Genomic DNA, 12,580 nt, shown 5'->3' with positions numbered 1-12,580 from the left:
TAAATTAAAACCATCTTCTTCTTTTGAATAAAAATACTCCAAAAGTGGATAAGATTATTGAAACTAGAAGCAGAATCCAGATTCCGTATTTACTTTCTTCTAATCCGTTTGGTACGTTCATTCCGTACAAACTGGCGATTAGGGTTGGAATCATTAAAATGATCGAAATTGATGTCATCTGTTTCATGATATTATTCATGTTGTTAGAAATTACAGAAGCATAAGCATCCATCATTCCTGTTAAGATGTTGTTGTAAATATTGGCTGTATCTTGTGCCTGATTTAATTCGATTTCAACATCTTCTAATAATTCTGGATCGTAACTAGCTTTATGTGCTTTTAAGTTTTTGATTCTTTGAAACAAAACGTCATTTGCTTTTAAAGAGGTAATAAAGAATACAAAGCATTTTTCGATTTGAAGTAGCGCTTGCAATTCTTCATTTTTGATCGATTTCTCTAAATTATCTTCTGCCAGTTTTATTTTATGGTTGATTTGTTTTAGATATTTCAAATACCAAACGCTTGACGACAAAAGCAATCTTAGCACTAAATTGAAATTATCTTCGATTTCGATGTTTTTGCGTTGTGAATAGGCAACAAAATCTTTTATTATTTCTGTTTTATAAAAACTGATGGTAACACAGATATCGTCTTTAAATATGATTCCGAGTGGAACGGTATGGAACGGAATTTTGACATCTCCGCTTTTAATCGGAATACGCATAATGATAAGCGTCCAGCCGTCTTCTATTTCGATACGAGGTCTTTCGTCGATATCTTCGATATCATTGTAAAAGGCTTCAGGAAGTTGAAGTTCTTCTAATAAGTAATTTTTATCTGATTCTGTTGGAGATTCGATATGAATCCAGCAATTTGAAGTCCATTTTTGGATTTCTACCAATCCGTTGTTGTTTGTGTAAAAGGCTTTCATTTCAAAATACAGGTTTTTAGCGCAGCATTTTGAAATTTTCAAAAGCTGCTTAATTTAATACTAACGAATAATAATCGTCCATTTGGAGAAGTGTTTTTTAAGTGGTGCAAAAGTATCCTTTATTTTTAAGAACCAAAACTTTAATCTATTAATAATATATTAAAATGGCACTTTGAGATGATTTTAAACACATAGAGACATAGATATTGTAACTGTAGAAAAGGCGTTTCACTTTTTTAAATAAACATAGTAGGAGTCTGAGCAAACTATGTGGAAGAAATTTGTTTCTCTTTTGTATTCTTTTTTAAAAATTAAATTCTATGTTTCTATGTGTTTAAAAAATAAAAAAGCCTGCTCAATCGAACAGGCTTTATAATATATTTTGACGCAATTTTACTTATTTCTTGCGCTTCTCATTTTTCTTGCTAAAAGTGTATTCTTAAGTAACATTGCAATTGTCATTGGTCCTACTCCACCCGGAACTGGTGTAATGAAAGATGCTTTTTTGCTTACTCCGTCAAAATCAACGTCTCCCTTAATAACGTATCCTTTTGCGTTTGATGCATCTTCTACACGTGTAATTCCAACATCGATAACCGTTACTCCTTCTTTTACCATGTCTGCTTTTAAGAATTCTGGGACTCCTAAAGCCGTAATGATAATATCTGCATTTTTAGTGAATTCTGCTAAATCTTTAGTTCTACTATGAGTTAATGTAACTGTCGAATCTCCAGGATTTCCTTTACGACTCATTAAGATACTCATTGGGCGTCCTACGATATGGCTTCTTCCAATTACAACTGTGTGTTTACCTGCAGTTTCTACTTTGTAACGCTCTAACAATTCCATAATCCCGAATGGGGTTGCCGGAATAAAACTTTCCATTTCAAGCGCCATTCTTCCAAAGTTAGTTGGATGGAATCCGTCTACATCTTTGTCTGGATCGATTGCTAATAAGATTTTCTGTTCGTCGATATGTTTTGGCAAAGGCAACTGAACGATGTATCCGTCTAGATTGTCGTCTTCGTTTAACTCTTTAATTTTAGCCAATAATTCGTCTTCTGTAATGGTTTCTGGTAAAGCAACTAAAGTTGAATCAAATCCGATCTCTTGGCATGATTTTACTTTACTTCCTACGTAAGTTAAACTTGCTCCGTTATTACCCACTAAAACTGCTGCTAAATGAGGCACTTTTCCTCCAGCTGCTTTTATAGATTGAACTTCGATTGCAATTTCGTTTTTAATGTCGTTAGATGTTTTTTTACCGTCTAGTAGTTGCATTGTGTGTTGTTTCAAGTTTAACGTTTCATGTTTGCTTCGCCAAGTCGGCCTTTAGCCTCGGGTCACGTTACTTGCGAAACTTAATTTTTATTGAATTAAAAAAGTTTCAAGTTTTGGTCTCTTAAATTGAAACCTTAAACTTGAAACTCTTTTTATTATTTCGGCATTCCTCCTGGCATACCACCCGGCATCCCTTTCATACCACCCATCATTTTCATCAGATTTTTTCCGCCTGGGCCTTGCATCATCTTCATCATCTTGCTCATTTGGTCAAACTGTTTCATCAGCTGATTTACTTGCTCGACTTTAGTTCCCGAACCTTTAGCGATTCTAGCTTTTCTTTTTACGTCGATAATAGCTGGTTTGCTTCTTTCTCCTGGAGTCATCGAATAAATGATCGCTTCAATATGTTTGAAAGCGTCGTCTTCGATTTCAACATCTTTCATGGCTTTTGAAGCACCTGGTATCATTCCAACCAAGTCTTTCATGTTACCCATTTTCTTTACTTGTTGAATTTGGGTTAAAAAGTCATCAAAACCAAATTCGTTTTTAGCGATTTTCTTTTGAAGTTTTCTTGCTTCTTCTTCATCAAATTGTTCTTGAGCTCTTTCAACAAGAGACACAACGTCTCCCATTCCTAAGATACGCTCAGCCATACGTTCTGGATAGAAAACATCAATTGCTTCCATTTTTTCTCCAGTACCAACAAATTTAATTGGTTTGTTTACAATCGATTTGATTGAAAGTGCAGCTCCACCACGAGTATCTCCATCTAATTTCGTTAAGATAACTCCATCAAAGTTCAAGATATCGTTGAACGCTTTTGCTGTATTTACAGCATCTTGTCCTGTCATAGAGTCTACAACGAACAATGTTTCTTGTGGCTGAATTGCTTTGTGAACACGTGCAATTTCGTCCATCATTTCCTGATCTACTGCTAAACGTCCTGCTGTATCGACGATAACAACATTGAATCCGTTTGCTTTAGCATGCTTAATTGCATTTTGAGCAATTTCTACAGGATTTTTATTTTCTGGTTCCGAGTAAACCTCAACACCTATTTGATCTCCCACAACATGTAACTGGTTGATCGCCGCAGGACGGTAAATATCACACGCTACAAGAAGTGGTTTCTTGTTTTTCTTCGTTTTTAAGAAGTTTGCTAATTTTCCTGAGAAAGTAGTTTTACCAGAACCTTGAAGTCCTGACATCAAAATAACAGTTGGATTTCCTGATAAGTTAACACCAGCAACATCTCCACCCATTAATTCTGTCAACTCATCTTTTACCAGTTTTACTAATAATTGTCCTGGCTGTAAGGTTGTCAATACGTCCTGACCAATTGCTTTGTCTTTTACTCTAGCCGTAAAATCTTTAGCAATTTTAAAGTTAACGTCGGCATCAAGCAAAGCACGACGAACTTCTTTTAAAGTATCGGCAACGTTTACTTCTGTAATTTTACCGTGTCCTTTTAATATATGGAACGCTTTATCTAACTTATCACTTAAATTATCAAACATATCATTTTCTTTATATAGAAGTGCAAAGATAATCTAATTAGATATTTCAGGCAATTTTTATTTCCACCCAATTTTGCCACGAAGCCACTAAGGCACAAAGTTTTTTGTTTCTCGCAGATTTAGCAGATTCAAAAGATTATTTTTTAAATTGGGTATGAGAAAAATCACCTAGATCAGCAAAATCTGCGAGAGAAAAAAGGCGCAAAGAATAAAACCTTTGCGCCTTTGTACCTTTGTGGCTATGAACCTTTAAAATTGGAAGTATATAAATGGTTGTGATCCTGCTACTGCTGTTGCGTAAACAATCCAGTAGACAAATCCTAAAATTATTGCTTTTACTAATAATGGTGTTTTGTCAAAAATAGATTTCATTCCGTTGGTGAATGTTTCTGGTAAGAAATGCCAAACGTAACCGAACAACATTAATCCGAAAACATTTTTATAACCTAAAACAATTGTTTTCCAAAGTTCTGGTTCAAATGTTAATTGACCGATGTTATTAATTACTTGTAATGCCGTTTCAAAATCTCTTGCTCTGAAGAAAATCCAACAGAAAACTACAAAATGGAAAGTGATTACGATTGAAAAAAATCTCCATAAGAAATTCGGACTTTTATCTTTCTTCGAAGGAAAGAATTCCATAAATATTTTATGAACCGCTAATGCTAATCCGTGTAATGCCCCCCAAACAATAAACTGTGCTCCTGCTCCGTGCCACAAACCTCCTAAAAGCATTGTAGTAAACAGGTTAAAATTGGTTACTAAAGTTTGTTTTATTTTGCTTGAAAGTAAAAATGACAAAGCGAAAATTAAAATACTGGCTCCTGCAATAATAAGCGGAATTACACTCTCATTATAACAAGACATTCCCCAAAGCAATAATCCGAAGAAAAATAAACTTGGGAATAAATATCCTGCGAAAGATCCTTCTCGATTTCCTCCAATCGAAATGTATAAAAAGTCTTTTAACCAAGTCGAAAGCGAAATATGCCATCTTCTCCAGAAATCGGTAATCGAAGTCGATTTGTATGGAGTTCTAAAGTTGACTGGCAATTTAAATCCAAGCAATAATGCAATACCAATTGCCATGTCTGAATATCCAGAGAAATCACAATAAATCTGAATGGCATATCCGTACGAAGCCATTAAGTTTTCGAACGAAGTATAACTCATTGGCGTATCAAAAACACGATCAACGAAATTTACAGATATGTAATTTGAGATTACTGTTTTCTTGATTAAACCTCCAATAATCAAAAACAAGGCGTTGTTTACATCTTGCTTTGTTAGATTTAATTTTTGATAAATCTGAGGCAAAAAGTCTTTCGCACGAACAATTGGTCCCGCAACTAATTGAGGGAAGAATGACACGAAGAATAAATATTCGATGTAATTCTTTGTCGGTTTAATTTCTTCTCTATAAATCTCAATAATATAACTCATAGATTGGAACGTATAAAACGAAATTCCAACAGGAAGAAAAACATTATGAAGTTCAAAATGACCATGAAACATATCGTTGTACGTCACGATCAAAAAGTTCATGTATTTGAAATAGCCTAAAAGTGCCAAATTCAAAATGACACTAATTACCAAATAAAATTTCTTAACTCCATCTCTGCTTTCTCGGTAAATAATCTGGCTCAAACCATAATCTACGACTGACGAAAGCAATAACAGCAGAAAATAAATCCCGCTTGATTTATAGTAAAAGAATAATGAGAAGAGAATAACATACGTTAATCTCAAATAAAATGTTTTGCGTAAAAAACCATACACAAAATAGAAAACCAGAAATAAACCTAAGAATAAACCGGTATTGAATAAAAGTTTTTCGTCTTCGTTGTAAACAAACCAACTCTTAACTTGTTCTATTGTAATTGCACCAAAATTTTGAATGAACCAATTATTAATGCTATCTATTGTTGTCAACTTACTTCTTTAATTTAAAATTATCGTATGATTTTAAAAACGCCTGAGCAAACAGATTTCCTTGTTTCTCGTATCCTTTTTTTGAATAATGAACCCAATCTGGCCCTATTAATCCTTGAACTTTCAATTGTTTGATTCCGCTCATGCCTCCAAACTCATCGTACAAATCCCAAACAGCAAAATCATCTTTTTGGGCTATATCAATAATGTGACGAGTGTAATCATCGATATATGTATTTGGTTTTCTTCTTAGCAAAGATGGCGGTGGTGTCATTACAATTATTGGCGCATCTATTTTCTGTGCTCTTACATTCTGTATAAATTCTCGTAATTCTTTAATATAACCTCCAGCATCCAATTTCTCGTAACTTTCATTTGTTCCTAATGAAAAAACCAATAAATCTGGATGTAATGATTTCAGCTGTTCAAAAAATAAAGGATATTTATTGTAATCTGAATATTTAGCTCCGTTTACTCCAATACTGCTATAAATAACGCCTGGGGCATCTTTTTCTAAGATAATTCCGTTTAACTCATAATCTTTTGCTTCTTTATTCGGAATCAAGAAAATTCGGCTTAAAGCATTTTCTGAATTATAATAATGTGAGAAAGAATCTGATTCGATTGCCAACGGAACAAACTCTGACATTGAAATGGTCTTTGGCCTTGTTTCATTTGTTGAGATTTTTAAAGTTCTTCCTGCACGGATATTATTCGACTTTAAACGATTTTCTCTTTTAATCTCGGCAACAGAAACATTGTATTTATCTGCAATGCTTCCAAGCACTTCCCCTTTTTTAATTTTATGCGTAATGACTCTTCGTTCTGTTGTCTGAATAGAATTGATCTTAGAAGAAATAGCCAAATCAAACATATTCTGATTTTGAGGCGTAATAATTTTTATTGTATTGAATTTGTACGCTGGATCTTTTATGTTCATCTCCATTACAAATCCGCCTGAATCTCTCCAAAGACCAATACCGCATAATCCAATAGGGCATTGCTTTACTGGGTAAATATTTCTATAGCTCTCCCAAGTTCTGTTCGATTTGAAACGTTCGTTATAAGATCCGTTTGTTCTGGCTAATTGATACGGAAAAACCAGACCACGTCCTGCGTTGCCAAATTGCTGCTGCAGTTTTTTTCTGATTTCATTTGTCATCAAATCACTTTGAATATGCGAATCTCCAATATGTACAATATTGATTTTCTGATTTTTCTGATCTTCATTTTTTTCCAGTTTATGAAAAAAATCACTTATCGCTTTTGCGTTATAAATCTGACCATCAGAAGGCGCATCAATTGCTGCGGTATCCATTTTTTGAATCATGCTTTTTGGTATTGGCTGTACGTCTGTTTTTGGAGTTTTTTCATTTGTTGTAAAAAAAAGACAACAAAAGAAAACCATTAATTTATTTATCATACACTGTCTTTTGTTACTGAAACGGAATCGGGTTTGGCTCTTTTTACTGGTTTTGGCTTAGTCCCTTCAGCATCTCTTTTTTGTCTGAGTTCCTTATATTCTTCGTATCCTTTATTTAACTGTCCATAAAGTAAATTACCGATTGCTTTTGCACCGCGCTGGTTAAAGTGTGTGTAATCTTTATTGGCTTTGGCTGGAGTTTCATCAACCCATTTTATCATAGAACCATCTCCTCCCATCAAAGTATATAGGTTTACAAATCCTGCATGAGTTTCTAATGCATAATGCTTTTGTGCTTTCATTAAAGGAACTACAGCCGAATCGGTTTTCATTTCTAAATCATATTTTGTTGACTTGTCAGCAGTTGAAACAATTAGAATCGAAACGCCTGGAAATGATTCTTTTATTTTATTAACGGTTTTCGTCATTCCTTTTTCATACCAAGAATAATTTTTTGTGCCGTAATTTAAAACGTTGGTTCCATAGTGCAGAATGATCAAATCGTATCTTAAGCTATTATTAAAAGCCCTCATTACATCTGCATTAAACGTCGAAATTGGAAGTCCTGAATTTCCTCGCTGAGAGAAATTATCGACATGAACTCCGCTTCCATTATCAAAATTAAATCCATAAATCGGAATAGAGTCTGCTTGTACAAAATTTGCTTTAAAGGCTTTTAAACTTCCTGATGAAACTTTTAGCGTGTTAACTAAACTATTTGGAGAAAGACTTTTCTTAAGAGTATCTTTTCCTATAATGAAATTCACTTTTCCAACCTTAGATGAACGTCCATAAAATAATGTTGCATTATCTAATGAAGTCGAATATTTATTCAATCCAGCTTCGTACTGAACCCAAGTTGAATTGGATCTATCATTGGCAAAAAACACATGTCCGTTAACTCCAAAAGGGCTCGTTGGTCTTTTTACATTTAAATAAGACTGTGTTTTCCAGTTTTTAGAATAAGTTGATTTTACAGATCCTCTCGATGCTGCAGATTCTGAAGTAATAGGAACAAAACCAACACCGTTTCCTCCAAAACGTTCCTGATAATTGGTACGAACGTCCTGAACGATTAAATCTCCATCGGTCATAGAATCTCCGTAATAAGCGATTCTTACTTTGTTCTGCGGATTTTTTTCTAACTGATACAATTTCTCATAGAAAGAAATCAGATATTGATATCCTTTATAGTTTTCAAATGTTTCCGCAGGAAATTCAATTCCCTCTGTTTCATCAAAAACAATTTTCTGCCCGTTTAGCGCTTGCTCACTTTTTGCAATACTGTCTTTGTCTAGCGATAATGAATCGTCGGCAACAGATTCTAAAAGCATACTATCTATCAATATATTTTTAGAATCTAATTTAGTCTCCGAAAATATTTTATCTGGAAGGATTTGTTTAAACCCAATAAAAGCAACCAGCGCTAAAGCCACGATTGCAAAAGACTGAAAAAAATAAGACTTTGTATTCACTTAATAATTATAATAAAATATGAGGAACTGCATTCAAAAATTAAACCAATTCAATAATCGTTAACTTACTGCAGAAAAAATTTGTGCAAAGATAGAATAACATTTTGTTTCTATTTGATTTTAACAAGAAAGTAGAACAAAAAAAGAGGTTAGAAAAATTCTAACCTCCTTATCAAAAAAAAATAAAAAAAACAAAGCTAATGATTAACTAGATTTTTGATGTTTTTTATTTAAGAGTACATTTTATAAAATAAACTATTCTAGATTATTATTTTTTATTAGAATGTAGTAGTGCTGTTTGCTTGGTAAGCAAAATTAAAAGTATAGTAAGGCGACTCCGAAGTTTGTGTTGGACTTGCAGGTGCATCTTTATAATAACTTAATATTTCAAATTTTGCATATTTACCATCGTGTGTTTTTACAACAAATACTTTTCCTGCAATAGGAGAAATGATATGAGTTTCTGCATTGTAAGAATACCAGCCTTTTCCGCTTCCTGTTGGGATTGAATAAACGGTAGATGCATCTTGAGCAAAAGTACTAGAAGCAGGAAATGCCGTTACGTTTGCAAAAATACCTGAAACAATACTTACTGCTCCTTGTCCTTTTCTTTCTGGTTCTCCTGTATCAGTAGCATTAATTTTTGCTCCTCCATTAACAATAATTGATGTACCACGGAAAGCGATATCCCAACTATCGTCAGTTACAATTTTATTTTGGGAAAAACTGAATTTTGCAAATGCTCCTCCAGCTGGCTGTCCTTGACCACCTGTTTGTGGTGCAGCAATATTAGAAACTTTTGTAGTTACTACTGGTGCTACTGTATTTTTATCATCATCGCTGCTGCAAGATGCTGTAAAAATAAATAATGCTAAAAGCGAAAGTTTTAAGAATTTTGTTTTCATTTTGAAAAGGTTTAAATAAATATTGATTAAAAATTATATTGAATTCGTGCAAAAAACTGTCTGCCTGCCAAGTTGCTGATTTGGCTTGGATCTGTAAAATCAAATAAATTATTGGCTCCTGCCTGAAGCATAAATTTATCTCCGATATATTTTGAAATTGACAGGTTTGTCAAGAAGTAACCATCAACAAATGTGTCATATTTGTCAAGTATCTGATTACCGTTTGTATCAAACATTCCGTATTTGCTTCTGTAAAAAACACGTAAGTTGATATCGGTTTTTATCTTAGGGATCGTGTAGGAGAATTTAACATTGGCCGTATGTTTTGATCTGTTAAACAATCCGAAATAATCCGATTTTTTAATTTGAATCGTTTGTAAATCCGAGTTACGGATGTATTGGTAATCTTGAAAATTATCCAGAACTGATTTGTCTTTTGCTGTTAAAAACTGATAGCCAAATGATACTGATAATTGTTTTGTAAAATCATAAGTTGAATTAAACTCTAGACCGTAAGTAAAGATTTTACTAATATTAAAATAACTGAAGACATTCTGACCATTAGTTTTTTGGGCAACAACTCGAGTATCAATTAAATTTTCTATTGAATTATAGAAAGCATTCACGTCTAGTCTTAATTTGTTTTTTTTGTAAAAAGTTCCAAGGTTGACATTTATTGAACTTTCTGGCTTCAACGGTTCACCAAAATTTACTCCATCTACTCTAGACAAAAGTTGCCCCTGTTCTTCAAGTTGATTCAAACGATCTTCTGCAACATTATATCCCAAAACCGTATATCCAACCGATGGATTTGTAAAATCAAAGTACAATTGACGAAAATCTGGTGCTTTGTAGCCATAACCAACAGAAGATTTTAAAGAAAAATTCTCATTAACCTTATAGTTGACTGCTAATTTTGGGCTAAACTGTGAGGCATACTCACTATGATTATCATATCTAAATCCAGCAAGAACATTCCATTTCTCAGTTGGATTGTAATCGTATTGCAGGTAAATATATTGCGAGTTAAAATTTACTTGCTTTTCAAAATAAGTTCTGTCTAAAGTCTCATAATTTAATCCAACTCCACCTGTTAGTTTATCATTTTTTAATGAAAGCGTTGTTCGAATTTCTGGTCGAACTAACCATTGATTGTAATAAGCACTCTCATATAGAGCGTTATTCTTATCATTTAAAAAGGAATCATTTTTGTAATTTGTGGTATAAAACTCATATTCAGAATACACTTTTGAGCTCCATTTATGCTCAAATTTAATTTGCGAATTCCATTCTTTTTCTTTTGCATCACCCTTATAGTTTTCAGAATCGATAATTGCCACATTATCCATTTTCATATCATAAAAACGATTATTTACAATTAACTTTAAATTCTCTGAAAAATCGTAATATATCTTAGGCTGGATTGTAAAATTATAAAATGGCTCCACATTTTTTAGTGGCGTACTTTTATCTAAATCATAACCATCTGTAGAATAAAAATTAGCAAAAAGATTAGCTGAAAACTTCTTCTTCTTCCACAACAAATTCGTGTTAGCATCATTGGTGTTAAAAGTCGCATATCTATAAGAAAGACTTCCTGTAAATGTATCTTTCTTTGGTCTTTTTGTTATTACATTTATTACTCCACCCATTGCTTCAGATCCATACAATGCTGAAGAAGCCCCTTTAACAATTTCTATTCTTTCTATATTTCCCACAGAAACCCTAGATAAGTCCAAAACACCAGCACTTCTACCCACTAACGGCACTCCATCAATTAAAATCATAGTATAAGCCGCATCCAATCCTTGCATTTGAATTCCTTCAAAACCACTTTCGTCAGGAATTAAAATAATACCGGTTTGTTCGCTTAAAATTTCATTTAATCTTGTAACACCAGACTTCATAATTGCTTCAGACGTAATAATTGTCATAGGCAAAGGCAAAGATGAAAGCACTCTTTCTGTTCTAGTTGCAGTAGTAACTTTTACTTCCGATAATTCATTTGTTTCCACACTGTCTTTTTTAACATTCTGAGAAACAGAAATTTGACAAAAAAGCACAACAGCAAAAAGAGTAATTTTAAAGTTCATTATTTTTATTCAGTCTTAATAATCGATGCAAATATATAACTATTTTTAATTGTTCTAAATTAAATTTATATATTTGCGAAAAATTTAAAAACAAAACAATAAGTTATGATTTCAAAAAGCCTTTTTTTGTCAGCCGCTATGGCTTTAACATGTGGTCTTGGATTTAGTCAGGACAAGAAACAACAAGACATAAAATCTATTAAATCGATGTGCGGTTGTTATGAGGTGAAGTTCAATTTCACAGAAACTTTCTCTTACCCAAAAGATTCTCTTACTTATAAACCTTCTGAGACTAAACACGAATCTGCTTTAGAATGGGTTGAGCTATTAGAAGATACTCCAAACAAAATTGTAATGCAGCATTTACTTATTGTAAGTCCTGATATGATTATCAAACACTGGAGACAAGATTGGCTTTACGAAAACACAGACTTATATACTTTTGACAAAGGCAATTCTTGGAAATACAAGAAATTAGATAAAAAAGCGGTTAAAGGTCAGTGGACTCAAAAAGTATATCAAGTAGACGATAGTCCAAGATATGAAGGATCTTCAACTTGGGTACATGTTGACGGACAAGACTATTGGGCAAACGTTGCCGATGCACCACTTCCAAGAAGAGAGCAGACAAAACGTAACGATTATAATGTTTTAAAAAGAAGAAACATCCACGAAATTACTGCTACAGGATGGAATCATGAGCAAGACAATGACAAATTGGTTCGCGATGATGCAGGAAAAGATGTTTTATTAGCGCAAGAAAAAGGATTTGATGTTTACACAAAAGTTCCTGATTCAAAATGTATTGCAGGACAAAAATGGTGGAAAGAAAACAATGCTCTTTGGAAAAATGTTCGTGACAAATGGCAAACTCTTTTTGACAGACACCAAGACTTAAACCTAGAAGCTAAAGTTGATAGAAAAGCACTTTATTCTCTTTTATTTGATTTGAAACCAGATGCGTCAAAAGGAGAATCTGATAAAATCATTGACAAATTTGTTAAATAATTAGAATTAGTT

At 33.2% G+C, this 12,580-nt stretch carries 9 protein-coding genes; 1 reads left to right on the top strand and 8 read right to left on the bottom strand.

The window, feature by feature from the left end; genetic code table 11:
* Positions 1–4 precede the first annotated feature (4 nt).
* From AAYQ05_RS18990 to AAYQ05_RS18955, 8 genes are all read right to left on the bottom strand, one after another.
* Positions 5–931, bottom strand: coding sequence for a magnesium transporter CorA family protein (locus tag AAYQ05_RS18990; protein WP_281633825.1), 927 nt, complete (start codon positions 929–931; stop codon positions 5–7).
* A 393-nt stretch (positions 932–1,324) separates the two neighbouring features.
* Positions 1,325–2,212: a bifunctional 5,10-methylenetetrahydrofolate dehydrogenase/5,10-methenyltetrahydrofolate cyclohydrolase gene (locus AAYQ05_RS18985; RefSeq protein ID WP_281633826.1), complete on the bottom strand. Its 888-nt coding sequence runs from the start codon at positions 2,210–2,212 to the stop codon at positions 1,325–1,327.
* A gap of 155 nt (positions 2,213–2,367) precedes the next feature.
* The gene (gene ffh, locus AAYQ05_RS18980) at positions 2,368–3,732 is read right to left on the bottom strand and encodes a signal recognition particle protein (RefSeq protein WP_095929402.1); all 1,365 of its coding nucleotides are present in this window, start codon (positions 3,730–3,732) and stop codon (positions 2,368–2,370) included.
* A gap of 249 nt (positions 3,733–3,981) precedes the next feature.
* A complete protein-coding gene (locus AAYQ05_RS18975; RefSeq protein ID WP_343544913.1) occupies positions 3,982–5,664 on the bottom strand; it encodes an MBOAT family O-acyltransferase in 1,683 nt (560 codons plus the stop codon).
* 1 nt (position 5,665) lies between these two features.
* Positions 5,666–7,087 carry a GDSL-type esterase/lipase family protein gene (locus tag AAYQ05_RS18970; protein ID WP_343544912.1) on the bottom strand — a complete coding sequence of 474 codons (1,422 nt, stop codon included), beginning with the start codon at positions 7,085–7,087 and terminating at the stop codon, positions 5,666–5,668.
* On the bottom strand, positions 7,084–8,562 hold the full coding sequence (locus tag AAYQ05_RS18965; protein ID WP_281633829.1) for an SGNH/GDSL hydrolase family protein: 1,479 nt from the start codon (positions 8,560–8,562) through the stop codon (positions 7,084–7,086). Before AAYQ05_RS18965 ends, AAYQ05_RS18970 begins: the two co-directional genes overlap by 4 nt.
* Positions 8,563–8,840: 278 nt before the next feature.
* A complete protein-coding gene (locus AAYQ05_RS18960) occupies positions 8,841–9,467 on the bottom strand; it encodes an HmuY family protein (RefSeq protein WP_343544911.1) in 627 nt (208 codons plus the stop codon).
* Between the two features lie 26 nt (positions 9,468–9,493).
* Positions 9,494–11,560: a TonB-dependent receptor plug domain-containing protein gene (locus AAYQ05_RS18955; RefSeq protein WP_343544910.1), complete on the bottom strand. Its 2,067-nt coding sequence runs from the start codon at positions 11,558–11,560 to the stop codon at positions 9,494–9,496.
* Between the two features lie 105 nt (positions 11,561–11,665).
* Between AAYQ05_RS18955 and AAYQ05_RS18950 the strand changes: the two genes are divergently transcribed.
* Entirely contained in the window at positions 11,666–12,568 is a 903-nt protein-coding gene (locus AAYQ05_RS18950; RefSeq protein ID WP_343544909.1) for a DUF6607 family protein, read from the top strand.
* The last annotated feature ends 12 nt before the right edge of the window (positions 12,569–12,580 follow it).

This window comes from Flavobacterium movens, from assembly GCF_039581425.1.
In the GTDB taxonomy this organism is placed as follows: domain Bacteria; phylum Bacteroidota; class Bacteroidia; order Flavobacteriales; family Flavobacteriaceae; genus Flavobacterium; species Flavobacterium luteolum.
Note: the sequence above shows the minus strand (reverse complement) of the source record. Positions and strands in the feature narration are given on the sequence as shown.

Coding starts and splice junctions, on each gene's coding strand:
- AAYQ05_RS18990 (WP_281633825.1), bottom strand. CDS start 931: ATGAAAGCCTTTTACACAAACAACAACGGATTGGTAGAAATCCAAAAA.
- AAYQ05_RS18985 (WP_281633826.1), bottom strand. CDS start 2,212: ATGCAACTACTAGACGGTAAAAAAACATCTAACGACATTAAAAACGAA.
- ffh (WP_095929402.1), bottom strand. CDS start 3,732: ATGTTTGATAATTTAAGTGATAAGTTAGATAAAGCGTTCCATATATTA.
- AAYQ05_RS18970 (WP_343544912.1), bottom strand. CDS start 7,087: ATGATAAATAAATTAATGGTTTTCTTTTGTTGTCTTTTTTTTACAACA.
- AAYQ05_RS18960 (WP_343544911.1), bottom strand. CDS start 9,467: ATGAAAACAAAATTCTTAAAACTTTCGCTTTTAGCATTATTTATTTTT.
- AAYQ05_RS18955 (WP_343544910.1), bottom strand. CDS start 11,560: ATGAACTTTAAAATTACTCTTTTTGCTGTTGTGCTTTTTTGTCAAATT.
- AAYQ05_RS18950 (WP_343544909.1), top strand. CDS start 11,666: ATGATTTCAAAAAGCCTTTTTTTGTCAGCCGCTATGGCTTTAACATGT.